Origin of the sequence: Streptomyces sp. NPDC047525, from assembly GCF_040643025.1 — a bacterium.
Lineage (GTDB): Bacteria > Actinomycetota > Actinomycetes > Streptomycetales > Streptomycetaceae > Streptomyces > Streptomyces durmitorensis.
In genome coordinates, this window is sequence record NZ_JBEYTL010000017.1 from 38,044 (window position 1) to 63,560 (window position 25,517).

General features: G+C 70.3%; 19 protein-coding genes. 13 read left to right on the plus strand and 6 right to left on the minus strand.

Annotated elements, in window-relative coordinates; genetic code table 11:
• Nucleotides 1-81: 81 nt before the first annotated feature.
• Nucleotides 82-945, plus strand: a complete 864-nt coding sequence (mutM, locus tag ABZ833_RS35715; protein WP_361055865.1) for a bifunctional DNA-formamidopyrimidine glycosylase/DNA-(apurinic or apyrimidinic site) lyase — start codon at nucleotides 82-84, stop codon at nucleotides 943-945.
• On the opposite strand, the gene ABZ833_RS35720 is transcribed toward mutM, so the two are convergent.
• A complete protein-coding gene (locus ABZ833_RS35720; RefSeq protein WP_361055868.1) occupies nucleotides 915-1,304 on the minus strand; it encodes a helix-turn-helix domain-containing protein in 390 nt (129 codons plus the stop codon). The genes mutM and ABZ833_RS35720 overlap by 31 nt on opposite strands.
• Before the next feature lie 92 nt (nucleotides 1,305-1,396).
• Complete coding sequence (locus tag ABZ833_RS35725) at nucleotides 1,397-2,338, minus strand: CAP domain-containing protein (protein ID WP_361056207.1); 942 nt, start codon at nucleotides 2,336-2,338, stop codon at nucleotides 1,397-1,399.
• Between the two features lie 131 nt (nucleotides 2,339-2,469).
• Here ABZ833_RS35725 and ABZ833_RS35730 point away from each other — a divergent pair, with 131 nt between their 5' ends.
• The 4 genes from ABZ833_RS35730 (at nucleotide 2,470) to ABZ833_RS35745 (ending at nucleotide 8,809) form a co-directional block, all read left to right on the plus strand.
• Complete coding sequence (locus tag ABZ833_RS35730; RefSeq protein ID WP_361055871.1) at nucleotides 2,470-2,751, plus strand: acylphosphatase; 282 nt, start codon at nucleotides 2,470-2,472, stop codon at nucleotides 2,749-2,751.
• A gap of 383 nt (nucleotides 2,752-3,134) precedes the next feature.
• A complete protein-coding gene (locus tag ABZ833_RS35735; RefSeq protein WP_135333243.1) occupies nucleotides 3,135-3,338 on the plus strand; it encodes a hypothetical protein in 204 nt (67 codons plus the stop codon).
• Nucleotides 3,339-3,593: 255 nt separating this feature from the next.
• Nucleotides 3,594-7,166, plus strand: coding sequence for a chromosome segregation protein SMC (gene smc, locus ABZ833_RS35740; RefSeq protein WP_361055874.1), 3,573 nt, complete (start codon nucleotides 3,594-3,596; stop codon nucleotides 7,164-7,166).
• A 218-nt stretch (nucleotides 7,167-7,384) separates the two neighbouring features.
• Complete coding sequence (locus ABZ833_RS35745; protein WP_361055877.1) at nucleotides 7,385-8,809, plus strand: sugar porter family MFS transporter; 1,425 nt, start codon at nucleotides 7,385-7,387, stop codon at nucleotides 8,807-8,809.
• A gap of 44 nt (nucleotides 8,810-8,853) precedes the next feature.
• On the opposite strand, the gene ABZ833_RS35750 is transcribed toward ABZ833_RS35745, so the two are convergent.
• A complete protein-coding gene (locus ABZ833_RS35750; RefSeq protein WP_361055880.1) occupies nucleotides 8,854-9,834 on the minus strand; it encodes an LLM class flavin-dependent oxidoreductase in 981 nt (326 codons plus the stop codon).
• A gap of 90 nt (nucleotides 9,835-9,924) precedes the next feature.
• Complete coding sequence (locus ABZ833_RS35755; RefSeq protein WP_361055884.1) at nucleotides 9,925-11,364, minus strand: cytosine permease; 1,440 nt, start codon at nucleotides 11,362-11,364, stop codon at nucleotides 9,925-9,927.
• 378 nt (nucleotides 11,365-11,742) lie between these two features.
• Between ABZ833_RS35755 and ftsY the strand changes: the two genes are divergently transcribed.
• Nucleotides 11,743-12,966, plus strand: coding sequence for a signal recognition particle-docking protein FtsY (gene ftsY, locus ABZ833_RS35760; protein WP_249587505.1), 1,224 nt, complete (start codon nucleotides 11,743-11,745; stop codon nucleotides 12,964-12,966).
• 93 nt (nucleotides 12,967-13,059) lie between these two features.
• Here ftsY and ABZ833_RS35765 read toward each other — a convergent pair whose 3' ends face one another.
• Complete coding sequence (locus tag ABZ833_RS35765; RefSeq protein WP_361055888.1) at nucleotides 13,060-13,722, minus strand: bifunctional DNA primase/polymerase; 663 nt, start codon at nucleotides 13,720-13,722, stop codon at nucleotides 13,060-13,062.
• Between the two features lie 422 nt (nucleotides 13,723-14,144).
• Here ABZ833_RS35765 and ABZ833_RS35770 point away from each other — a divergent pair, with 422 nt between their 5' ends.
• The 7 genes from ABZ833_RS35770 to ABZ833_RS35800 all read left to right on the plus strand — a co-directional run bounded on the left by ABZ833_RS35770 (nucleotide 14,145) and on the right by ABZ833_RS35800 (nucleotide 24,592).
• Complete coding sequence (locus ABZ833_RS35770; protein WP_361055892.1) at nucleotides 14,145-15,620, plus strand: hypothetical protein; 1,476 nt, start codon at nucleotides 14,145-14,147, stop codon at nucleotides 15,618-15,620.
• A gap of 301 nt (nucleotides 15,621-15,921) precedes the next feature.
• A complete protein-coding gene (locus tag ABZ833_RS35775) occupies nucleotides 15,922-17,274 on the plus strand; it encodes an ammonium transporter (RefSeq protein ID WP_361055895.1) in 1,353 nt (450 codons plus the stop codon).
• Nucleotides 17,271-17,609, plus strand: a complete 339-nt coding sequence (locus tag ABZ833_RS35780) for a P-II family nitrogen regulator (RefSeq protein ID WP_249587501.1) — start codon at nucleotides 17,271-17,273, stop codon at nucleotides 17,607-17,609. Before ABZ833_RS35775 ends, ABZ833_RS35780 begins: the two co-directional genes overlap by 4 nt.
• 66 nt (nucleotides 17,610-17,675) lie before the next feature.
• On the plus strand, nucleotides 17,676-20,141 hold the full coding sequence (locus ABZ833_RS35785; RefSeq protein ID WP_361055899.1) for a [protein-PII] uridylyltransferase: 2,466 nt from the start codon (nucleotides 17,676-17,678) through the stop codon (nucleotides 20,139-20,141).
• 183 nt (nucleotides 20,142-20,324) lie between these two features.
• Nucleotides 20,325-21,881, plus strand: a complete 1,557-nt coding sequence (gene ffh / locus ABZ833_RS35790) for a signal recognition particle protein (RefSeq protein WP_361055902.1) — start codon at nucleotides 20,325-20,327, stop codon at nucleotides 21,879-21,881.
• A 106-nt stretch (nucleotides 21,882-21,987) separates the two neighbouring features.
• Complete coding sequence (gene ftsH / locus ABZ833_RS35795) at nucleotides 21,988-23,928, plus strand: ATP-dependent zinc metalloprotease FtsH (RefSeq protein WP_361055905.1); 1,941 nt, start codon at nucleotides 21,988-21,990, stop codon at nucleotides 23,926-23,928.
• Between the two features lie 118 nt (nucleotides 23,929-24,046).
• Nucleotides 24,047-24,592: a LysR substrate-binding domain-containing protein gene (locus ABZ833_RS35800; RefSeq protein WP_361055908.1), complete on the plus strand. Its 546-nt coding sequence runs from the start codon at nucleotides 24,047-24,049 to the stop codon at nucleotides 24,590-24,592.
• Between the two features lie 10 nt (nucleotides 24,593-24,602).
• On the opposite strand, the gene ABZ833_RS35805 is transcribed toward ABZ833_RS35800, so the two are convergent.
• A complete protein-coding gene (locus ABZ833_RS35805; RefSeq protein WP_361055911.1) occupies nucleotides 24,603-25,466 on the minus strand; it encodes an SAM-dependent methyltransferase in 864 nt (287 codons plus the stop codon).
• Nucleotides 25,467-25,517 lie beyond the last annotated feature (51 nt).

The window sequence follows — 25,517 nt, forward strand, 5'->3', positions numbered from 1 at the left end:
TGGGTGGCCGGCACCAGCCTTTTCGCCGCTTCGCGGCATTTTTTCCCGCCCACCCACCCGTTTACCCCGGAGTGAATCGCCGTGCCCGAGCTGCCCGAGGTCGAAGTCGTCCGGCGTGGGCTTGAGCGGTGGGTGGCTCAGCGCACCGTCGCCGATGTCGAGGTGCTGCATCCGCGGGCCGTGCGGCGGCATGTCGCGGGCGGTGACGACTTCGGGCTCCGGCTCAAGGGCCACCGTGTCGGTACGGCGATGCGGCGCGGGAAGTATCTCTGGCTGCCCGTCGAGGACAGCGGCACCTCGATCCTCGCCCATCTCGGCATGAGCGGGCAGCTGCTCGTCCAGCCCCAAGAGGCGCCGGACGAGAAGCACTTGCGGATCCGGATCCGCTTCGCCGACGCGCTCGGCACCGAGCTGCGCTTCGTCGACCAGCGCACCTTCGGCGGACTCTCGCTGCACGAGAACACCCCGGACGGGCTGCCGGACGTCATCGCGCACATCGCGCGCGACCCGTTGGACGAGAAGTTCGACGACGCGGCCTTTCACGCCGCGCTGCGCCGCCGTCGTACGACGATCAAACGCGCCCTGCTCGACCAGTCGTTGATCAGCGGCGTCGGCAACATCTACGCGGACGAGGCCCTTTGGCGGGCGAAGCTGCACTACGAGCGGCCCACCGCCACGTTCACGCGCCCACGCACGGCCCAACTCCTGGGCCACGTACGGGACGTGATGAATGCCGCCCTCGCCGTCGGCGGCACCAGCTTCGACAGCCTGTATGTGAACGTGAACGGCGAGTCCGGGTACTTCGAGCGGTCGCTCGACGCCTACGGACGCGAGGACGAGCCGTGCCGCCGCTGCGGAACGGCCATGCGCCGGCGGCCCTGGATGAACCGCTCCAGCTACTTCTGCCCGCGCTGTCAGCGACCGCCGGCCGCCACACTGTCGTAGCGCTCGCGCGCTTCGAGCACGCCGTCCATCCTGCCCTCCACGAAGTGGATGAGGCTCATCAGGCGGTCGGTGATCTCCCGTCCCAGCGGGGTGAGCCGATACTCCACGCGCGGCGGGTTGGTGGGCTGTGCCTCGCGGTGGACCAGGCCGTCGCGCTCCAGCGCGTGCAGGGTCTGGGACAGCATCTTCTCGCTCACGCCGTCGACCCGGCGGCGCAGTTCGTTGAAACGGAACGTGCCGTCGTACAGCGCGCCCAGGGTGAGCGCTCCCCAGCGTCCGGTAACGTGCTCCAGGGTGCCGCGCGAGGGGCACTGCTTGGAGAACACGTCGTACGCCGTGTCCTGGTCGATGGGATCCATGCCGAAAGCATACTCTCGCACAGCGCCATCTCATGGGTCGCGCTAACTGAGAGTAAGTGAACCGGCCGGTGGTGACCCGGTGGCCCGGTGTCCTAGAAGCCGAAGTCCTGCGTCCACCAAGGGCCGCCCGGCGCGAAGTGCGCACCGACGCCCAGGGTCTTGTAGTCGCAGTTGAGGATGTTGGCCCGGTGGCCGGGGCTGTTCATCCAGGCGTCCATCACGGACTGGGCGTTCGCCTGGCCGCGGGCGATGTTCTCGCCGCCCAGGTCCGATATCCCGGCCTTCTCGGCGCGGTCCCACGGGGTCGCGCCGTCCGGGTCGGTGTGGTCGAAGAAGTCGCGCTCGGCCATGTCCGAGCTGAACGCTCCGGCGAGCGAGGCCAGCGCGGCGTCGGCGCGCACGGGGGAGCAGCCGACCTTGGCCCGCTCCGCGTTGACCAGGGTGAGCACCGCGGCCTCGGCCGTGCTCTCGGTGGACGGCGACTTCGAGCCGGTGGCCGGCGGGGCCTTCGGCTTCTCGGAGGGGGTGCGCGAGGGGCTCGGGGGAGTCGTCTTCTTCTGCTTCTCGTCGGCCTCGGGCGCGGGCGCCTTGGTCGACGGCTTCTTCGACGGCTCGGCCGAGGGCTTCTCGGTGGTCTTCGAGGGGGAGGGCGTCGGGGCGTCGGGGCGCTCGGAGCCGCGGCTCGGCGGGGCCGACTCGCGGTCGGCGGTGCCGTTCTCGCCGCCCTGGGGCGCCACCTCGCTGGGGGTGGTGGCAGCACGCACCTTGTTCGAGTCGCCGCCACCGCCGAGGGAGTAGTTCTCGGCGCCCGGGACCAGGCCGGACGCGACGGCCACCGCGCCCATGGCGACGGCTGCCGACACGCCGAGCAGGCCGGTGCGCACCGGTGTGGCGCGGCGGCCCCGGTGGCGGTGCGAAGCGTTGGCGGGGCGGGGCTCCGGGACGCCGGCGTGCTCGCCCGCGTACACGTCGGAGACTCCAGTGGCGCGGCCGGTGGCGGCTGCCCCTGCGCCGGAGCGTCGGTGGCGTCCCATCTCCTGGCCTTCCTCGTCCTGGCGGTCAACGTGGCTCACCCATACGAGTGAGGCTCATCGAGTCGGGACTGTACGCGATGGCGCATGGGGACGAAGTGCTCCGAGTGCAATTGGCCGGTTAGCGTGCACCCATGAACGAAGAAGTCAGAGTCACGGCCTGGGTGCGTGGCCAGGTGCAAGGCGTGGGATTCCGCTGGTTCACGCGGGCCAAGGCCTTGGAGATCGGGGGCCTGAGTGGTTTTGCTCTCAATCTGGACGACGGCCGTGTGCAAGTCGTCGCAGAGGGTCCGCGTTCGGGCGCCCAGGGGCTGCTCGACTGGCTGCGCGAGGGCGACACTCCCGGCCGCGTCGACGGCGTCACTGAGATCTGGGACACTCCGCGCGGCATCTACGAGACGTTCGCGATTCGCTGACGGAGAGCCGCCGGGCGGACGCGCTCCGGTGTGGTCAGGGCAACTGCCCGGGGCAGGAAACGCCTGGTGGTTGCCAAGAACGGCACGTCGTGGCAGGCTCCCAAGTGCAGGATGATCGACACGCCCCCAGGGCCCCGCAGCAGAGGCAGCGCCGCCGTTTCCACGGCCGCAAGCCCCCGGGTTGCCCGCCAATACGGGGCGTGATCGTGTTGACCGTCAAACTTTTTGGTGAGACTCTGGAAGCCCCGCGCACCTTAGCTGTTTGGCATGTGAGAACGGCCAGCAAGACCCAGCACGAACAACGAGTGCCAAGCACCGCGGGTGCGATTCCCTCACGACCCACACCGCTTCGGTCGGTCACTCATTGTGGAGGACCATCCATCATGGCAAAGGCGCTTCTCGGTTACGTCGGCGGTTCCGACCCGCGACTTCTCGCCGAGATGCGACGGCTCCAGCAACGCGTCCAGGACCTGGAATCTGAGCTTGTGAAGATCCAGGCCGAGAACGACGCGCTCGCGGCTGCCGCTTCTCACGAATCGCTCCTGGAGAGCATCGACGTACCCCAGGCGGAGCCTGCGCTCACCTGACCACTGCCATCATGAGTAAAGGCGCTTTTCTCGCAGGGCTTGCGTAACGATCATTCAGCGTCGCGCTCTTTTCGCCGTGTGAGCTGCCTCTTCACGCACGTGGTCGGGCTGACCATGTCAGCCGCTTGTCCAGATCTGCAAGGGACGCTTCGGCGTCCCTTCTTTCTTGCCGCCCCCGTAATCTGTTTCCTTTACAGCTGATGTGCCCTGCATCTTCCTGGGTGAAACGGTCAGTGAAAGGTAGAGTCCGGCGGCGTGCACCTCAAGGCCCTGACACTGCGCGGTTTCAAATCCTTCGCGTCGGCCACGACGCTGAAGTTCGAGCCGGGCATCACCTGCGTCGTCGGACCGAACGGCTCCGGCAAGTCCAATGTCGTGGACGCGCTGTCCTGGGTCATGGGCGAGCAGGGCGCCAAGTCGCTGCGCGGCGGCAAGATGGAGGACGTCATCTTCGCCGGCACCACCGGGCGCCCACCGCTCGGCCGTGCCGAGGTGTCCCTCACCATCGACAACTCCGACGGCGCCCTCCCCATCGAGTACGCCGAAGTCACCATCACGCGGATCATGTTCCGCAACGGCGGCAGCGAGTACCAGATCAACGGGGACACCTGCCGGCTGCTCGACATCCAGGAACTGCTCTCCGACTCCGGCATCGGCCGCGAGATGCACGTCATCGTCGGGCAGGGCCAGCTCGACGGAGTCCTGCACGCCGACCCCATGGGGCGCCGCGCCTTCATCGAGGAGGCCGCGGGCGTCCTCAAGCACCGCAAGCGCAAAGAGAAGGCGCTGCGCAAGCTCGACGCGATGCAGGCCAACCTCGCGCGCGTCCAGGACCTGACCGACGAACTGCGGCGTCAGCTCAAGCCCCTTGGCCGGCAGGCCGCCGTGGCGCGCAGGGCCGCCGTCATCCAGGCCGATCTGCGCGATGCCCGCCTCCGGCTGCTCGCCGACGATCTCGTCCGCCTGCGGGACGCGCTGCGGACCGAGGTCGCCGACGAGGCCGCGCTCAAGCAGCGCAAGGACAGCGCCGAGGCCGAGCTGAAGAAGGCGCTCCAGCGGGAGGCGGAGCTGGAGGACGAGGTGCGCCGCCTGACTCCACGGCTCCAGCGGGCGCAGCAGACGTGGTACGAGCTGTCGCAGCTGGCCGAGCGGGTGCGCGGCACGGTGTCCCTTGCCGACGCCCGGGTCAAGAGCGCGACCGCCGCGCCCCCGGAGGAGCGGCGCGGCCGCGACCCCGAGGACATGGAGCGCGAGGCCGCGCGGATCCGTGAGCAGGAGGCGGAGCTGGAAGCCGCCCTCGAAGCGGCCGAGCATGCCCTGGAGGACACCATCGGCCACCGTGCCGATCTGGAGCGGGAGCTCGCGGTCGAGGAGCGCCGCCTCAAGGACGTGGCGCGGGCCATCGCCGACCGGCGTGAAGGGCTCGCGCGGCTGAACGGCCAGGTCAACGCGGCGCGTTCGCGGGCGGGCTCCGCACAGGCCGAGATCGACCGGCTCGCCGTGGCGCGCGACGAGGCGGGGGAGCGCGCGGTCGCCGCCCAGGAGGAGTACGAGCAGCTGAAGGCCGAGGTCGACGGGCTCGACGCCGGTGACGCGGAGCTCGGCGAGCGGCACGACGAGGCGAAGCGTTCCCTCACGGAGGCCGAGGGCGCGCTGACCGCGGCACGGGAGGCGGCGACCGCCGCCGAGCGCAAGCGGGCCGCGGTCGCCGCCCGGCACGAGGCGCTCGCGCTCGGCCTGCGCCGCAAGGACGGTACGGGGGCGCTGCTGGCCGCCAAGGACCGCCTCACGGGGCTGCTCGGTCCCGCGGCCGAGCTGCTCTCGATCACTCCGGGGTACGAGGTCGCCGTCGCGGCGGCGTTCGGTGCGGCGGCGGACGCGATCGCGGTGACCACACCGGCATCGGCGGCGGAGGCCATCCGGCTGCTGCGCAAGCAGGACGCGGGGCGTGCCGCGCTGCTCCTCGCGAGCGCGCCGGAGGCATCGGGCGCCGACTCCCGTGACGTACGGCCGGAAGGTGCCGAAGGGCCGCCCCTGGTCGCCGAACTGGTGCGCGGGCCCGCGGAGTTGATGCCCGCTGTGCGGCGGCTGCTGCGGGGGATGGTCGCCGTCGGCACTCTTGAGGACGCCGAGGACTTCGTATACGCCCACCCGGAGCTCACCGCGGTCACCACCGAGGGAGACCTGCTCGGGGCGCACTTCGCGCAGGGCGGGTCCGCCGGGGCGCCGAGCCTCCTCGAAGTGCAGGCTTCCGTCGACGAGGCGGCGGCCGAGCTCGAGCAACTGGCCGAACTGTGCGACGAGTTGGCGCGCTCCCAGCAGGTGGCGGGCGAACAGCGCAAGGAAGTCGTCGCGCTCGTCGAGGAGTTGGGGGAGCGCAGGCGCGCCGCCGACCGGGAGAAGTCATCCGTGGCGCAGCAGCTCGGCGCGCTCGCCGGGCAGGCACGTGGCGCCGCGGGCGAGGCCGAGCGCAGTGCGGCCGCCGCGGCCAAGGCGCAGGAGGCGCTGGACAAAGCGGTCGAGGACGCCGAGGAGTTGGCCGAGCGGCTCGCCGTGGCGGAGGAGGCGCCGGTGGAGGAGGAGCCCGACACCGCTGTGCGCGACCGGCTCGCCGCCGACGGTGCCAATGCCCGGCAGACCGAGATGGAGGCCAGGCTCCAGGTGCGTACGCACGAGGAGCGGGTCAAGGGGCTCGCGGGACGGGCCGACTCGCTCGACCGGGCCGCGCGCGCCGAACGCGAGGCACGCGCGCGTGCCGAGCAGCGCAAGGCCCGGATGCGGCACGAGGCCGCGGTCGCCGAGGCCGTCGCCCGTGGTGCGCGGCAGCTGCTCGCGCACGTCGAGGTCTCCCTCGTGCGGGCCCAGGAGGAACGTGCCGCCGCCGAGCGCGCCAAGGAGGTGCGGGAGCGGGATCTCACCGCCGAGCGGAGCCAGGGGCGTGACCTCAAGGCGGAGCTCGACAAACTGACGGATTCAGTCCACCGCGGCGAGGTACTCGGTGCCGAGAAGCGGCTGCGGATCGAGCAGCTGGAGTCCAAGGCACTGGAGGAACTCGGTGTGGAACCGGCAGGACTCGTCTCCGACTACGGCCCCGACCAGCTCGTGCCGCCATCCCCCGCGGCCGAGGGCGAGGAGCTCCCCGAAGACCCGGAGCACCCGCGCAACAGGCCCGTGCCGTACGTCCGCGGTGAGCAGGAGAAGCGGCTGAGGTCAGCCGAACGGGCGTACCAGCAGCTCGGGAAGGTGAACCCGCTGGCCCTCGAGGAGTTCGCCGCGCTGGAGGAGCGCCACAAGTTCCTGAGCGAGCAGCTCGAGGACCTGAAGAAGACGCGGGCCGACCTCCTGCAAGTGGTGAAGGAGGTCGACGAGCGCGTCGAGCAGGTCTTCACCGAGGCCTACCGGGACACGGCCCGTGAGTTCGAGGGCGTCTTCTCGCGGCTCTTCCCGGGCGGTGAGGGGCGGCTCATCCTGACCGACCCCGACAACATGCTCGCCACGGGAGTCGACGTCGAGGCGCGCCCGCCCGGCAAGAAGGTCAAGCGGCTCTCGCTGCTCTCCGGCGGTGAGCGGTCCCTGACGGCCGTCGCGCTGCTCGTTTCGATCTTCAAGGCACGGCCGAGTCCCTTCTATGTGATGGACGAGGTCGAGGCCGCGCTCGACGACACCAACCTGCAGCGGCTCATCCGCATCATGGAGGAGCTGCAGGAGGCCTCGCAGCTCATCGTGATCACGCACCAGAAGCGGACGATGGAGGTCGCGGACGCGCTGTACGGCGTCTCGATGCAGGGCGACGGCGTCTCGAAGGTGATCAGCCAGCGGCTTCGCTAGCCCTCCACACGTTCACCTTCATAAGTTCAACACTTGAACGAAGTCGACCCCAGGTGTCCCTAAAATTCACAGGAACCCAGGTATTGACTTCGAAACTTGAAGGCATAGTCTCTGCAACGTTGCTTTTACCTTCAGGTGGTGGGCGGCGTGAAGTTGTGCGCCACTTGAAGTGCTCACCCCCACCCCCGGCGATGTTGCCGGTGGCCCGAGGAGTCCATGTGACCAGCACAACGAAGGCGCCGCAGCCCGAAGGCAGAGAGGCCAGGCCGGACCATCTCGGCCACGTCATCTTCATCACGGCGGCCGCCGCCATGGGCGGCTTCCTCTTCGGCTATGACAGCTCCGTGATCAACGGCGCGACCGTCGCCATCCAGCACCGCTTCGACGTCGACGCGAACATGCTCGGCTGGATCATCGCGACCGCGCTGCTCGGCTGCGCCCTCGGCGCGGCGATCGCCGGGCGCATCGCCGACCGCATCGGCCGCATCCGCTGCATGCAGATCGCCGCCGTCCTCTTCGCGGCGAGCGCCGTCGGTTCCGCCCTGCCGTTCGCGGCGTGGGACCTGACGATGTGGCGCTTCATCGGCGGCATCGGCATCGGCATGGCCTCCGTCATCGGCCCTGCCTACATCGCCGAGGTCGCACCGCCCGCGTACCGAGGCCGTCTCGCCTCCTTCCAGCAGGCCGCGATCGTCATCGGCATCGCCGTCTCCCAGCTGGTCAACTACGGCATCCTGAAGCTGGCGGACGACGACCAGCGCGGCAAGCTGATGGGCCTGGAGGCCTGGCAGCTGATGCTCGGCGTCATGGTCATCCCGGCCGTCCTGTACGGCGTGCTCTCCTTCGTCATCCCCGAGTCGCCGCGCTTCCTGATCTCCGTCGGCCGTGACGTCGAGGCGAAGAAGGTGCTCGGCGAGGTCGAGGGCACCAAGATCGACCTGGACGCGCGCGTCGCCGAGATCGAGGAGGGCATGCGCCGCGAGCACAAGTCCTCGTTCAAGGACCTGCTCGGCAAGGTCGGCTTCCTGCCGATCGTCTGGATCGGCATCGGCCTCTCGGTGTTCCAGCAGCTCGTCGGCATCAACGTGATCTTCTACTACTCGAACCAGCTGTGGCAGTCGGTCGGCAAGGACCCGAGCAGCTCGTTCCTGTACTCGTTCGAGACGTCGATCGTGAACATCATCGGCACGGTCATCGCGATGATCTTCGTCGACCGCATCGGCCGCAAGCCGCTGGCGATCATCGGCTCCGCCGGCATGGCGCTCGCGCTCTTCACCTGCGCCTGGGCGTTCTCGTACCGCACCGGCTCCGGTGACAACGTCACGCTGCCGAACGCGCAGGGCCTGACGGCGATCATCGCCGCCAACTTCTTCGTGCTCTTCTTCGCCCTCTCCTGGGGCGTGGTGGTCTGGGTCCTTCTCGGCGAGATCTTCCCGAACCGGATCCGCGCCGCCGCACTCGGTGTGGCCGCGTCGGCCCAGTGGCTCGCCAACTTCGCGATCACCAAGACGTTCCCGAGCATGTCCGAGTGGAGCCTGACCGGCTCGTACATCATCTACGGCGCCTTCGCCGTGCTCTCGATCCCCTTCGTCATGAAGTTCGTCAAGGAGACGAAGGGCAAGACCCTGGAGGAGATGGGCTAATCCCCGCTGCCCCTCCTCTGAGGAAGCTGCCCCGGTTCAAGGACCTATTCCTTGAGCCGGGGCAGTACGTTTTCGCAGAAGTGGTGCAGGCTGCGCCATCCCTCGTCCACGGGCATCCCTCCCGAGAGCGGATGCAGTACGAGATGGGCGGCGCCGCCCTGCACATGGGCCACGCACTCGTCGGGCGTGAGGATGCGGTAGACGCCCTCGGCGCGCAGCTCGTCGACCGTCGTGGCGGTGGACTTCACCGCCGAGCGGATGTCCTTGGACTGCCAGGAGGCATACGTGCGGGCCTCGTGCAGGAAGTGCTCGCCGTGCTCGGCCCAGGTGCGGTCCGGGTCGTCGGCGATGTGCAGGAGCGAGGTCTCGGCGGCGGGCATCATCGTCCAGCCCTCGGTGCCGTACTCCGCGAGGCGGTCGTTGTAGTACGCCTCGAGGTCCGGCAGATGGGCGCTGGGGAAGAACGGCAGGCCGAGCCGGGCCGCGCGCCGGGCCGCCGCCTGTGAGGAGCCGCCGACCAGGAGCATCGGGTGGGGCTGGGTGTACGGGCGCGGGGTGACGCGCACGGTGCGGCCGCGGAACTCGAAGGGCTCGCCGGTCCACGCCTGCAGCAGGGTCTCCAGGAGCTCGTCCTGGAGCTTGCCGCGCCGCTTCCAGTCGACGTCGAACGCCGCGTACTCCTCGGGCCGGTAGCCGATCCCCGCCACCGTCACCAGACGGCCGCCGCTGAGCAGGTCGAGTACGGCGATGTCCTCGGCGAGCCGCAGCGGATCGTGCAGCGGGCCGATGATCGCGGAGACCGTGACCGCGATGCGCCGGGTCGCGCCGAACACCGCGCCCGCGAAGGTGAAGGGCGAGGGCAGCCAGTTGTTGCCGACGCCGTGGTGCTCCTCGGTCTGCACGGTGGAGATGCCCCGGTCGTCCGCGTACGTGGCCATCTCCAGGGCGGCCTTGTAGCGCTCGCTCAGTGAGGCGGGTGTGGCGTCCGGATCGACGAGGTTGAAACGTACGACTGTGACGGGCATGAAAACGTCCCCCTTCACCGTGGGCGGGCGAAGAGGGACGTTAGATGACGCGGTGTCAGATGACCAGTGTGCGGGGGCAGTTGTTCCGGATCAGGCCGAGATCAGTTCGGTGTCGCCCGTGCCCTCGGGTGCCTCGGCGGCCGGGGTCCTCGGCAGCACCGCGTACAGCGCGGCCGCGATGAGGATCGTGGCCAGCCAGCCCAGGCCGTTGCGGCCGACCCAGGAGGTGGCGAGCGGGCCGCTGAACCAGTCGACCTTCGTGAAGAGCAGGCCCATCACCAGGGCGATCGCCCACGCGGTCATGGCCTGCCAGGCGAAGCCCGCCTTGTACCAGTAGGCGCTGGTGCGCTTGGTGTCCATCAGCGCCTCGGCGTCGTACGTCTTCCTGCTCAGCATGTCGACGCCGAAGACGCCGATCCAGGCGGAGAACGCGACCGCGAGCAGGGTCAGGAAGGAGATGAACGAGCCGATGAAGCTGGTGGCCACGTTCATCAGGAGGTAGCCGAAGATCAGGCTGATGATGGCGTTGATGGACACCGCCCACGTGCGCGGGACCTTGATGCCGAGCGTCATCGCGGTGAAGCCCGCGGAGTACATCGACATCGAGTTGATCAGGAGCATGCCGATCAGGGCCATCACCAGGTACGGCACCGCGATCCACGTCGGAAGCAGCTGGCCGAGGAAGGAGACCGGGTCCGAGGCCTTGGACAGGCTCGGCGTGCTGACCGCCATGACCGCGCCCATCAGGACCATCGGTACGACGACGATGCCGGCGCCGCCGATGGCGTTGCCCACCAGGGCCTTGCTGGACGCCTTGCGCGGGAGGTAGCGGGTGAAGTCCGGTCCCGTGGGGACCCAGCTGATGCCGCCGGCGGCGATCACGCCGACGCCCGCGACCATCGCCGCGGTGGAGCCCGCGGGGCGCGAGAAGACGTCCGACCAGGGGGTGTTGGCCACGAGGTAGACGAGGACGAGGACGCTGAACGCGCCGAAGAGGTACGTCGCCCAGGTGTTGCAGATGTGCAGGACCTTGCGGCCCAGGCCGCTGATCAGGAACGTACAGGCGACGAAGGCGATCAGCGTCACGATCGTCAGCCACGTGCTGGACTTCACGCCGAAGCAGATGTCCAGGACGGTGATGATCGCGTACGCGCCCGTCACCGCGTTGATGGTCTCCCAGCCCCAGCGGGCGACCCAGATGAGCGAGCCCGGGAAGAGGTTGCCGCGCTGGCCGAAGACCGCGCGCGAGAGCGTCATGCCGGGGGAGCCGCCGCGCTTGCCCGAGATGGAGATCAGACCGACCATGCCGTAACTCAGGACGGGTGAGACGAGGGCGACGACCAGGGCCTGCCAGAAGTTGAGGCCGTTGGTCACGATGAGGCCCGCGCCCATGGTGAGCAGCAGGACGCTGATGTTGGCCGCCACCCAGGTGGGGAACAGCTCGCGGGTCCGGCCCGTGCGCTCGGAGTCGGGGACGGGCTCGAGGCCGCGTGTCTCCAGGGCGCCTTCGGTTTCGGCGGTGGTGCTCATGGGGTGGGGTCCGTGCCTCTCGCTCGGATCGCAACGCCGCGATCCGTCCGTGGGGGTGATCGCGTTGGACTCTACGCGCGTTGATGCGGAGAGCTCCATCGTACTTTAGTCCGAGTAGCGCCCTCTTTGGCGGTATATGTTTCATGCGATCGCACAAAAGCAGGGCGTGTGCGGCCCACATCATGGGCCGTACACGCCCTGGGTACGTCACTTGCGTACCGCGACCCACACGCTCTGATACTGGGTGGGTTGTGACTCCGCCCGGAGGGCTTCTCGCCCGACGCGATGTCGAGTGGCGGACCAGCCCGGCCCGCAGGGCGTGGCGCCCCGCGAAGTCAACGCACCAGGGCCCCGGAGGTCACGCATACTGGACGCGTTATGGAAATCGTCATCCTTGCTGTAGTCATCGCCGTGGTCGTGATCGGCGCGCTCGGCGGGCTCGTGATCGGCAGCCGCAAGAAGAAGCAGCTGCCGCCGCAGGCCCCGTCGTCCACGCCCACCATCACCGCCCCTCCGGCCGAGCCGCATATCGGCGACGAGGCCGAGACGCCGCGCGACGAACCGCGCCGCACGATCGAGGAGGTGGAACTCCCGGGCGCCTCAGCCGAGGCGCCGGTCGTCACCGAAGAGGCCCCCGAGGCCGCCCCGGAGATCGAGACCCCGGAGCCCACGGCAGGTCGCCTGGTCCGCCTGCGCACGCGGCTCTCCCGCTCGCAGAACGCACTCGGCAAGGGGCTGCTCACGCTCCTCTCCCGCGAGCACCTGGACGAGGACACGTGGGAGGAGATCGAGGACACGCTCCTCACCGCCGACGTCGGCGTCGCCCCCACCCAGGAACTGGTCGAGCGGCTTCGCGAGCGCGTCCGCGTGCTCGGCACCCGCACCCCGGACGACCTGCGCGCGCTGCTCCGTGAGGAACTCCTCGCGCTGCTCGGCACGCGCGAGGGCGCGGAGTTCGACCGCGCCGTGAAGACCGAGTCGGGCCTGGAGACGCCCGGCATCGTGATGGTCGTCGGCGTGAACGGCACCGGCAAGACCACCACCACCGGCAAGCTCGCCCGTGTCCTCGTCGCCGACGGCCGCTCCGTGGTCCTCGGTGCCGCGGACACCTTCCGCGCCGCCGCCGCCGACCAGCTGCAGACCTGGGGCGAGCGCGTCGGCGCGCGCACGGTCCGCGGCCCCGAGGGCGGCGACCCGGCGTCGATCGCCTTCGACGCGGTCAAGGAAGGCATCGCGGAGGGGGCCGACGTCGTCCTCATCGACACCGCGGGGCGCCTGCACACCAAGACCGGCCTCATGGACGAGCTCGGCAAGGTCAAGCGCGTCGTCGAGAAGCACGCGCCGCTGGACGAGGTGCTGCTCGTCCTGGACGCCACGACCGGGCAGAACGGCCTCGTGCAGGCGCGGGTCTTCGCCGAGGTCGTCGACATCACCGGCATCGTCCTGACGAAGCTGGACGGCACCGCCAAGGGCGGAATCGTCGTCGCCGTCCAGCGGGAGCTGGGTGTGCCGGTGAAGCTGGTGGGTCTTGGCGAGGGCGCGGACGACCTGGCTCCGTTCGAGCCGGAGGCGTTCGTCGACGCGCTCATCGGTGACCAGTAGGCCGCGTCCGGCGGATCAGTAGGAGACGTACGCCAGAGAAATGCCCCACCCCGGGGTGCAGCCGGGGTGGGGCATTTCCGTGTGCGGGCGTGTCTACGCCGGGGAGCGGTGCGCCACGTAGGCCAAGGTGCCGAGCACCAGCCGTGCCTGCGGGGGGTGCGTCGCCGAGTCCAGGTCGGGGGCGCGCAGCCAGCGGACCGGGCCCAGGCCCGCGCGGTCGGACGGCGGGGCCGTGATGTGCGTGCCGGGGCCCAGGCCGTGCAGGTCGATGCCGGCGTCGTCCCAGCCCATGCGGTAGAGCAGCTGGGGGAGTTCGGCGGCGGCGCCGGGTGCGACGAAGAAGTGCGCGCGGCCCTCCGGGGTGGCCGCCACCGGGCCGAGCGGCAGGCCCATGCGCTCCAGGCGGACCAGCGCCCTGCGTCCGGCGGCCTCGGCCACCTCGATCACGTCGAAGGCGCGCCCCACGGGAAGCAGCACGGCGGCGCCGGGGAACTGGGCCCAGGCTTCGGTCACTTCGTCCAGCGTCGCCCCCGCGGACACCTCGGGGGCGAACTCCAGGGGGTGGGCGCCGGGGGCGGCGCAGTCGGCCGCGCCGCAGGAGCAGCGGCCGTCCAGGGCGCGTGCGCCGGGCACGGCGGCCCATCCCCACAGTCCGGTGTACTCGGCCACCGCGGTGCAGTCCGACGCGCGGCCGCGCCGCCGAGAACCGGTGCGGGGCTTGTCGGTCCCCCGGATGCCGCCGATCGTGAAGCCCATGCCCCCTCCAACGGGTCGAGCGCGGTGTGGTTACGTGACGGAATCGGATCGTGACCCTGTGCTTTTGTTCAGGCGCCCGGTGCCCCGAGGGGGGTGCGCTCGGTCATACGCGCCCCCAAGTGCTCCCTTCCGCCCACCTTCGGTCGTCCACTGTCAAGTCAATCGCTTGTGGCGGGCCGGGAGTTCATTCGAAGGGGTGGCGAATGGTGGCGTTTCCGCGATCGCCCTCGCCGGAGGGGTGATCGTAGGATTACTTTCAGTGCACGGACCCTAAGTGCTGTGCACTCGTGGGTATGCCGGAGGCAAGTCGGTTTCCTGTTCGATGGGTGACGTTCTCCGGACGGAGAGCCGCAACGCGCGGCATTCTGGTAGGGCTTGGCGTGAGACCGCGCGTAAGTGTCGTGAGGGATGGGGGCGTTCCAGTGGGCGGCAATGGCGGAAGTGGTGCGAACGCTGAGAAGCGCCCCAACGAACTGCTCAATTCGTGGTTCGTGCGCAGCGGCTGGTCGAAGGGCGAGCTCGCGCGCCAAGTGAACCGCAGGGCACGGCAGTTGGGCGCCCATCACATCTCCACGGACACCTCGCGCGTGCGGCGCTGGCTGGACGGCGAGAATCCCCGCGAGCCCATTCCGCGCATCCTCTCCGAGCTGTTCTCCGAGCGATTCGGCTGTGTCGTCGCGGTCGAGGACCTCGGCCTGCGCGCCGCGCACCAGTCGCCCTCCGTCTCGGGCGTCGATCTGCCCTGGACCGGCCCGCAGACCGTCGCGCTCATCAGTGAGTTCTCGCGCAGCGACCTGATGCTGGCCCGGCGCGGATTCCTCGGCACCTCGCTGGCGCTCTCCGCGGGCCCCGCCCTCATCGAGCCCATGCAGCGCTGGCTCGTCCCCGGCCCGACGACCCCGGTCGGCGACCCCGAGCCGCTCACGCCGTCCCGCAGGCCCGGCAGGCTCTCCAAACCCGAGCTGGACCTCCTGGAGTCCACGACCGTGATGTTCCGGCAGTGGGACGCGCAGTGCGGGGGAGGGCTGCGGCGCAAGGCGGTCGTCGGCCAACTGCACGAGGTGACGGACCTGTTGCAGGAGCCCCAGCCGGAGGCCACGTCCAAGCGGCTCTTCAAGGTCGCGGGCGAGCTGGCCGAGCTGGCCGGCTGGATGAGCTATGACGTCGGGCTCCAGCCCACCGCCCAGAAGTACTTCGTCCTGGCCCTGCACGCCGCGAAGGAAGCGGGCGAGAAGCCGCTCGGTTCGTACGTCCTGTCCAGCATGAGCCGCCAGATGATCCACCTCGGGCGGCCCGACGACGCGCTCGAACTCATCCACCTCGCGCAGTACGGAAGCCGTGACTGCGCGAGCCCGCGCACCCAGGCCATGCTGTATGCGATGGAGGCCCGCGCCTACGCCAGCATGGGCCAGCCCGGCAAGTGCAAGCGGGCGGTGCGCATGGCCGAGGACACCTTCGCCGACGCCGCCGACTTCGACGAGCCCGAGCCCGACTGGATCCGCTTCTTCTCCGAGGCCGAGCTGAACGGCGAGAACGCCCACTCGTTCCGCGACCTGGCCTACGTGGCGGGCCGCAGCCCCACGTACGCCTCGCTCGCCGAGCCCGTCATGGAGCGCGCCGTCGACCTCTTCTGCAAGGACCCCGAGCACCAGCGTTCGTACGCACTGAACCTCATCGGGATGGCCACGGTCCACCTGCTCCAGCGCGAGCCCGAGCAGAGCACCGTGCTCGCCGGTGAGGCCCTCACCATCGCCAAGAAGGTCCGCTCCGAGCGGGTCAACACCCGCCTTCGCAAGACCGTGGACACCGCCGTGCGGGACTTCGGCGACATCGCCGAGGTCGTGCAGCTCACCGACCAGCTCGCCATCGACATGCCGGAGACCGCGGAAGCGGTCTGACGGCGCCCCACCAGAACTCCGGTCGCGGCCGGACCATCCCGAACTGCCCGACTCGGCTCCCCCACGCCAGGTCAATCGGATGGCCGCCGCGGCCGGTTTTTGCCGTGTGCGCAGGGTATGGAACCGCGCCCCGCCTGACCCGGCAGTTCATGGACGCGTAACACGCACGACCTCTTCGTCACTGCGGCGAAACATCGAGGGGCGCCCCCGGAAACGGCGCTGCGCCAATCTCATGGCGCATAACGGCCCACCCCCTCTTGCCCCGCCCGCACGGGCCGCATACGACGACGAGGAGACGCCGATGCCCCCAGGCATCACGATCGCCGCAGACGCCCCGCAGCTGTCTGCCGCCAACACCGGGTTCATGCTCATCTGTTCCGCCCTGGTGATGCTCATGACGCCGGGACTCGCCTTCTTCTACGGAGGCATGGTCCGCGTCAAGAGCACGCTGAACATGCTGATGATGAGCTTCATCAGTCTGGGGATCGTCACCATCCTCTGGGTGCTGTACGGCTTCTCCATCGCGTTCGGCACCGACCACGGCAGCCTCTTCGGCTGGTCCTCCGACTACGTCGGGCTGAGCGGCATAGGGCTCAACGAGCTGTGGGACGGCTACACCATCCCGGTCTATGTCTTCGCGGTCTTCCAGCTGATGTTCGCGATCATCACGCCCGCCCTGATCAGCGGTGCGCTCGCCGACCGCGTGAAGTTCACCGCCTGGGCGCTGTTCGTCACGCTCTGGGCCACGATCGTCTACTTCCCTGTCGCGCACTGGGTGTGGGGCGCGGGCGGCTGGGCCTTCGAGCTCGGCGTCATCGACTTCGCAGGCGGCACGGCCGTGCACATCAACGCGGGCGCCGCGGCGCTCGGCGTGATCCTGGTCATCGGCAAGCGCGTCGGCTTCAAGAAGGACCCGATGCGGCCGCACAGCCTGCCGCTCGTCATGCTCGGCGCGGCGCTCCTGTGGTTCGGCTGGTTCGGCTTCAACGCCGGATCGTGGCTGGGCAACGACGACGGCGTCGGCGCGATGATGTTCCTGAACACGCAGGTCGCCACCGCCGCGGCCATGCTGGCCTGGCTCGCCTACGAGAAGATCCGGCACGGCGCGTTCACCACGCTCGGCGCCGCTTCGGGTGCCGTCGCCGGTCTCGTCGCGATCACCCCGTCCGGCGGCTCCATCTCGCCGCTCGGCGCGATCGCCGTCGGTGCCATCGCCGGTCTGCTCTGCGCCATGGCCGTCGGTCTCAAGTTCAAGTTCGGCTACGACGACTCCCTCGACGTCGTCGGTGTCCACCTCGTCGGCGGTGTCGTGGGCTCGCTGCTCGTCGGCTTCTTCGCCACCGGCGGCGTCCAGTCCGACGCCAAGGGCCTCTTCTACGGCGGCGGACTCGACCAGCTGGGCAAGCAGGCCGCCGGTGTCGGCGCCGTCCTCGCGTACTCCCTGATCGCCTCCGCGATCCTCGCCCTCCTGGTCGACAAGACCATCGGGATGCGGGTCAGCGAGGACGAGGAGGTCGGCGGCATCGACCAGGTGCAGCACGCCGAGACCGCGTACGACTTCAGTGGAGCGGGCGGTGGCACGGCTCCCCGTACCGCCTCCGTGCCCGGCCCGCCGGCCCAGGACGCCGGTAAGAACAAGAAGGTGGACGCATGAAGCTCATCACCGCGGTCGTCAAGCCGCACCGGCTCGACGAGATCAAGGAAGCCCTCCAGGCCTTCGGCGTCCAGGGCCTGACCGTCACCGAGGCCAGCGGCTACGGCCGCCAGCGCGGACACACCGAGGTCTACCGTGGTGCGGAGTACACCGTCGACCTCGTGCCGAAGATCCGGATCGAGGTCCTGGTCGAGGACGACGACGCCGAACAGCTCGTGGATGTCGTGGTGAAGGCCGCCCGAACCGGCAAGATCGGGGACGGCAAGGTCTGGAGCGTCCCGGTCGAGACGGCGGTACGGGTGCGGACCGGCGAACGTGGGCCTGATGCGTTGTGAGCTCGGTCGGCAAGGCTGAGCTGCCTGAACTGAGCGGAACTGAGCGGGACTGACAGGAGCTGCTGGGTGACGAGTGTGGATGTACGTACTGAATCGGACTCGGAAGACTCCGGACCCAGCGGCTATGCGGCGGCCCGGCTGCGCCTCCTTCAAGGGGAGGCGCAGTCCGGGCCGCCGCGCCGTTCGGCCCTCGCCGACCTCACGGACGACTGGCTGACCGGGCTCTTCACGGCCGCGGGCGCGCCGCGTGGGGCGTCGCTGGTCGCGGTCGGTGGCTATGGAAGGGGCGAGCTGTCGCCGCGCAGCGACCTCGACCTGCTCCTGCTGCACGACGGCAGCGCGGACGCCGGTGAGGTGGCGGCCCTCGCGGACCGCATCTGGTACCCCATCTGGGACCTCGGGCTCGCGCTCGACCACTCCGTGCGGACCCCGGCGGAGGCGCGCAAGACCGCGGGCGAGGACCTCAAGGTGCAGCTGGGGCTCCTCGACGCGCGGCACGTCGTGGGCGACCTCGGTCTGACCGCCGGGCTGCGCACAGCGGTGCTCGCCGACTGGCGCAACCTCGCGCCGAAGCGGCTGCCGGAGCTGCGGGAGCTGTGCGAGGAACGGGCCGAGCGGCAGGGGGAGTTGAGCTATCTCCTGGAGCCGGACCTGAAGGAGGCGCGGGGCGGGCTGCGGGATGCGACCGCCTTGCGGGCCGTCGCTGCCTCGTGGCTGGCCGACGCGCCCCGGGAGGGGCTCTCCGACGCCCGGCGTCGCCTCCTTGACGTGCGGGACGCGCTGCATCTGACGACGGGCAGGGCCACGGACCGGCTCGCGCTGCAGGAGCAGGATCAAGTCGCCGCGGAATTGGGTCTGCTGGACGCCGACACTCTGCTGCGGCAGGTGTACGAGGCGGCGCGCACGGTGTCGTACGCGAGTGACGTGACGTGGCGCGAGGTGGGCAGGGTGCTGCGGTCCCGGTCCGTGCGGCCTCGGCTGCGGGCGATGCTGGGGGGCGGCAAGGGGGCCGCTGCCGAGCGGTCGCCGCTGGCCGAGGGCGTGGTGGAGCAGGACGGGGAGGTGGTCCTCGCGCGGGCGGCCAGGCCCGAGCGCGATCCCGTGCTGCCGCTTCGGGCGGCTGCCGCTGCCGCTCAGGCGGGGTTGCCGCTGTCGCTGCACGCGGTGCGCAGGATGGCGGCGGCCGTGCGGCCGCTGCCGACGCCGTGGCCCGCGGAGGCCCGGGAGCAGTTGGTGACGCTCCTTGGGGCGGGGCGGCCGACGGTCGAGGTGTGGGAAGCGCTGGAGGCCGAAGGGCTCATCACCCGGCTGCTGCCCGACTGGGAGCGGGTGCGGTGCCGGCCGCAGCGCAACGCCGTGCACACGTGGACGGTGGACCGGCATCTGGTGGAGACGGCGGTGCAGGCCTCGGAGCTGACCCGGCGTGTGGGGCGGCCCGACCTGTTGCTGGTCGCCGGGCTGCTGCATGACATCGGGAAGGGGTGGCCGGGGGACCACTCCGTGGCCGGCGAGATCATCGCGCGGGACGTCGCCGCGCGGATCGGATTCGACCGGGGCGACGTGGCGGTTCTCGCGACGCTGGTGCGGCACCACTTGCTGCTGATCGAGACGGCCACGCGGCGGGACCTCGACGACCCGGCCACGGTGCGGGCCGTCGCGGACGCGGTGGGCTCGCAGGGCACGCTGGAACTGCTGCACGCGCTGACGGAGGCGGACGCGCTGGCCACCGGTCCCGCGGCGTGGTCCGCCTGGCGGGGTTCGCTGGTCGCCGATCTGGTGAAGCGGGTGGGGGCGGTGCTGTCGGGGGAGGAACCGGAGGCGGCGGAGGACGTCGCTCCGACCGCCGAGCAGGAGCGGCTTGCGGTGGAGGCGTTCCGTACGGGTGGGCCTGTGCTGGCGTTGCGGGCGCACACGGAGGGGGCCGAAGACGCTGCCGGGAATCCCGAGCCACTGGGGGTTGAACTGATCATCGCGGTGCCGGACCAGCCGGGTGTGCTGTCCGCTGTCGCGGGGGTGCTCGCGATGCACCGCCTTGCGGTACGTACGGCGGAGCTGCGGGGGGTCGGGCTGCCGTCCGGCCTGGAGGACTCGGTGCTGCTCCTGAACTGGCGGGTCGCCGCGGAGTACGGCTCCCTGCCGCAGGCCGCGCGGCTGCGGTCGGATCTGGTGCGGGCGCTTGACGGGTCGCTGGACATCGCGTCGCGGCTGGCGGAACGGGACGCGGCGTACCCGCGCCGCCGGGGGACGGTGGCACCGCCGCCGCGCGTGACGGTGGCGTCGGCGGGCTCGCGCCTGGCCACGGTGATCGAGGTGCGGGCACAGGACGCGCCGGGCCTGCTGCACAGGATCGGGCGGGCTCTGGAGTCGGCGGGGGTGGTGGTGCGCAGTGCGCATGTGTCGACGCTGGGGGCGAATGCGGTGGACGCGTTCTATGTGACGGAGCCGGGTGCCGGGGCGGGGACGCCGTCGCCGCTCTCGGGGGAGCGGGCCGTGGGAGTGGCTCGGGCCGTGGAGGAGGGGTTGCGGGGGTAGGGGACCACCCTCGCAACGGGTAGGGGACCACCCCGCTCCGGGGTAGGGAAACCCGGCCCAGATGCTGCGCTCCCACGCGCCGAGTGGGACAGATACCCTGGAGGGCGACCTATCCGCCCTCCCCCTGGTTCTCGGCTCCGTTCGAGCAGGGGGCGCCCTTCGACCCGAGGATTCGCGACCGCCGTGTTCGACACTCTCTCCGACCGCCTCGCAGCGACATTCAAGAACCTCCGGGGCAAGGGCCGCCTGTCCGAGGCGGACATCGACGCCACGGCGCGCGAGATCCGCATCGCCCTGCTCGAGGCGGACGTCGCCCTGCCCGTCGTCCGGGCCTTCATCAAGCAGGTCAAGGAGCGCGCCGCCGGGGTCGAGGTCTCCCAGGCCCTGAACCCCGCCCAGCAGGTCATCAAGATCGTCAACGAGGAGCTCGTAGGCATCCTCGGCGGCGAGACCCGACGCCTGCGGTTCGCCAAGAACCCGCCGACCGTCATCATGCTCGCCGGTCTGCAGGGTGCCGGTAAGACGACCCTCGCCGGAAAGCTCGGCCTCTGGCTGAAGGGGCAGGGCCACTCCCCGCTCCTGGTGGCCTGCGACCTGCAGCGGCCCAACGCCGTGAACCAGCTGTCCGTCGTCGCCGAGCGCGCCGGCGTCGGCGTCTACGCCCCGCAGCCGGGCAACGGCGTGGGCGACCCGGTCCAGGTCGCCAAGGACTCGATCGAGTTCGCCAAGACCAAGCAGTACGACGTCGTCATCGTCGACACCGCCGGTCGCCTCGGCATCGACCAGGAGCTGATGCAGCAGGCCGCGGACATCCGCGACGCCGTCAGCCCGGACGAGGTCCTCTTCGTCGTCGACGCCATGATCGGTCAGGACGCCGTCAACACGGCGGAGTCCTTCCGCGACGGCGTCGGCTTCGACGGCGTGGTGCTCTCGAAGCTCGACGGTGACGCCCGTGGTGGTGCCGCGCTCTCCATCGCGCAGGTCACCGGGCGCCAGATCATGTTCGCCTCGAACGGCGAGAAGCTGGACGACTTCGACGCGTTCCACCCGGACCGCATGGCGTCCCGCATCCTCGGCATGGGCGACATGCTCACGCTGATCGAGAAGGCCGAGCAGACCTTCTCCCAGCAAGAGGCCGAGAAGATGGCCGCCAAGCTGCAGAGCAGCAAGGGCGGCAAGGACTTCACGCTCGACGACTTCCTGGCCCAGATGGAGCAGGTCAGGAAGATGGGCAGCATCAGCAAGCTGCTCGGGATGATGCCCGGCATGGGGCAGATCAAGGACCAGATCAACAACCTGGACGAGCGGGACGTCGACCGCACCGCCGCCATCATCAAGTCGATGACGCCCGCCGAGCGCGCGGACGCGGCGATCATCAACGGCTCGCGCCGTGCCCGTATCGCCAAGGGCTCCGGCGTCGAGGTCAGCGCCGTCAAGAACCTGGTCGAGCGCTTCTTCGAGGCCCGCAAGATGATGTCGCGGATGGCCCAGGGCGGCGGAATGCCGGGCATGCCCGGGATGCCGGGCATGGGCGGCGGCGCCGGCAAGCAGAAGAAGAAGCAGAAGCAGGCCAAGGGCAAGCGGAAGTCGGGCAACCCGATGAAGCGCAAGCAGGAGGAGCAGGAGGCCGCCGCCCGCCGCGAGCAGGCCGGTCAGGAAGGCGGCGCCTTCGGCCTTCCCGCCGGACAGCAGGGGCAGAACTTCGAGCTGCCGGACGAGTTCAAGAAGTTCATGGGCTGACGCCTCACCTCTCGTACGCCGCCTGGGGCGCCCCTCTGCCGAGAGGGGCGCCCCAGGCGTTTTCGGAGCAGGTGCCCAGCCCCTGTTTGTGTCGTAACGTCCCCATATGAGCAACCCTGTGCCGCCGCGCCAGGCGCCCGACCAGCCATGGCGGTCCGAGGGCGCGCCCCCGCCCGAGCCCAAGCCGCCGCCCAAGAAGAAGATGCCGGGCGGGTGGGGCGGGCTCATCCTCACCGCGCTCATCGTCTATCTCATCGCCAACCTCGTGCTCTCCTTCTTCAACGACGGCGACGAGCCGACGATCTCGTACACGGAGTTCAGCAAGCAGGTCGACGCCGGCAACGTCACGAAGATCTACTCCAAGGGCGACGCGATCCAGGGCCAGCTCAAGAAGGAGCAGGAGAAGCCGGGGGACGAGAAGGGGAAGTACACCAAGTTCACCACCCAGCGGCCCGCCTTCGCCGACGACAAGCTCTGGGACGACCTCACCAAGCACGACGTCACCGTCACCGCCGAGCCCGTCGTCCAGGAACGCAGCTTCCTCTCCAACCTGCTCATCTCGCTCGCCCCGATGCTGCTCCTGGTCGTTCTGTGGATCTTCATCGCCCGGCGGATGAGCTCGGGCATGGGCGGCGGCGCCGGCGGCATGCTGGGCCGCAAGACACCGCCGAAGCCGGTGGAGCTCGAACCCGGTGACAAGCGCACCACCTTCGAGGACGTGGCGGGCATCGACGAGGTCGAGGGCGAGCTCAGCGATGTCGTCGACTTCCTGAAGAACCCCGCCGCCTACCGCGAGATGGGCGCCAAGATGCCGCGGGGCGTGCTGCTCGCGGGCCTGCCCGGCACCGGCAAGACGCTGCTCGCGCGGGCCGTCGCCGGTGAGGCGGGGGTGCCCTTCTTCTCGGCGTCCGCCTCCGAGTTCATCGAGATGATCGTGGGCGTCGGCGCGTCGCGCGTACGTGAACTCTTCGCCGAGGCAAGGAAAGTCGCGCCGTCCATCATCTTCATCGACGAGATCGACACCATCGGCCGGGCGCGCGGCGGCGGCAGCGGGATGGGCGGGCACGACGAGCGCGAGCAGACGCTGAACCAGATTCTCACCGAGATGGATGGTTTCTCGGGCTCCGAGGGCGTCATCGTCCTCGCGGCCACCAACCGCGCCGACATCCTCGACCCGGCCCTGACCCGCCCCGGACGCTTCGACCGGGTCGTCACCGTCAGCCCGCCCGACCGCGGCGGACGCGAGGCCATCCTCAAGATCCACACCCGTGAGATCCCGATGGCCGATGACGCCGACCTCGCACAAGTCGCTCGTACGACACCGGGGATGACCGGCGCCGAACTCGCCAACCTCGCCAACGAAGCCGCCCTGCTGGCCGTCAAGCGCAAGCAGAAGGAAGTGACGCAGTCCGACCTCTCCGAGGCCCTGGAGAAGGTCCAGCTCGGCGCCGAGCGGCCGCTGGTCATGCCCGACGAGGAGCGGCGGCGCACGGCCTATCACGAGAGCGGGCACGCCCTGCTCGGCATGCTGCAGCCCGGCGCCGACCCGGTCAGGAAGATCACCATCGTGCCCCGGGGCCGCGCCCTCGGCGTCACGCTGTCCACGCCGGACTCCGACAAGTACGCGTACACGGAGGAGTATCTGCGCGGCCGCATCGTCGGGGCCCTTGGCGGCATGGCGGCCGAACACGTCGTCTTCGACGCCATCACCACGGGCGCCGAGAGCGACCTCGAACAGGTCACCAACATCGCCCGCGGCATGGTCGGCCGCTGGGGCATGAGCGAGCGCGTGGGGCGCCTGTCCGCGCTGCCGAGCGACGCCCAGCAGGCCTACGGTCTCTCGGCCGCCCCGGTCACCCTCGACACGATCGACCACGAGATGCGACGGATCGTCGACGAGTGCTACGAGAGCGCCTGCCGGCAGCTGAGGGACCACCGGGACCAGTTGGACGCCCTGGCCGCCGCGCTCCTGGAGAACGAGACGCTGGAGGAGGAGGCGGCCTACCGCGTCGCCGGCATCACACGGCTCACCAAGGACGCCGACTAGACCACTCGACTAGACCACTTCGGCGGCGAAGTGGCCCTGCGGCTCCCCCCGGAGGCGGCCCACGCCTGCACCTGGCCCAGCCCCGCTGGCGCGGGCCGCGCTCGCCGCCGTCGAGGGCGTGCGGCACACCGCGGAGGAGTTCACCGGACTGCTCCGCGGCCAGATCGCGCTCGGTCTGGTGTCCGGCGCGGCCACCCATGAGTTCGACGTGGTCTCCGTCCTGGCCGACTTCCACGACGACCACCCCGACGTCGAGATCGCCCTCACCGAGGACAGCTCGGACCGGATGCTGGCCGCGGTGCGCGCCGGCGAACTCGACATCGCCCTCCTCGGCCTGACCGACGAGGAGCCCCCGCCGGGCATCTCCCTGCGGATGGTGATCGACGAACCCCTGGTGGCCGTCGTGCTCCCGGGCGACGCACTCCTCGCGCCCGAGGGGCGTACGACCGTTCCGCTGGCCGCGCTGCGCGACCGCCCGCTGATCAGCCTGCCGCGCGGCACAGGCGTGCGGCGTGCGGCGTGCTCGACCGTGCCTGCGCGCAGGCCGGCATCCGGCCCCGCATCGCCTTCGAGGCGGCCGCCCCGCAGGTCCTGGCGCACGGACGGGCCCACGAGCCCGGCGGCCAGGGTGCTGCTCGGCCGGCTTCGGACAGCTCTGGGCTGAAGCAGGCCCGCTACCGCGTGCGCGCGATCAAGTACCGGAAGACATTGGGCATCCACACGGTCCCGTCCCGCCGCTTGTGCGGATGCAGGGCCTCGGTCAGCTCCTTGTCGACCTGCACCTGATCCGTCGCGCCCACCGCCGCGTCGAACAGTCCCGTCGAGAGCAGACCGCGGACCGCGCTGTCCGTGTCCGCGTACCCGAAGGGGCACGCGACGCGTCCCGAGCCGTCCGGCTTGAGGCCCGCCCGCTGGGCGACCTCCTCCAGGTCGTCGCGGAGCGCGGGGCGCCAACTTCCCGTACTGCGGAGTGGATCGGCGAGCTTGGTCGCCACCCTCAGTACAGAAGAGGTCGTGCAGCGCTCCGGAGGACCCCATCCGGCGAGGACCACGGGGGTGCCGCTCCCGGTCAGCGGGACGGTGGCCTCCAGGAGGCCCGAGAGGCCTTCGGAGTCACCCGCCGTGCAGCCGATCGGCTGGAACGCGGTCACCATGTTGAAGGCGGGCACGTCCGGCCCCGACACGTCCTCGGGGCCGCCCTCCACGAGCCGGGTGTCGCCGTGCGGCTGTCCGTCCGGGCTCGCCTCGGGCACCAGGCGTGCGCGCGCCAGGGCGAGCCGTTCGGGTGCCGAGGGGTCGACGCCGGTGACCGAAGCGCCCCGTGACGCCGCCATCAGGAGGGCGAGTCCGGAACCGCAGCCCAGACCGAGAAGCCGGGTTCCGCTGCCTACGTCGAGCCGTTCGTACACCGCTTCATAGAGCGGAACCAGCATCCGTTCCTGGATCTCCGCCCAGTCACGCGCGCGTGCGCACCGGTCCACGCCACGGGGGGTCGTGCCCGCGCGCGGGAGGTGCGGCTGCGCGAGTGTAGGTGTCATCGAAAGCGCCCCAATCCGCCGAGAGTTGCTGGAGTGTCGTATTCAAACGTT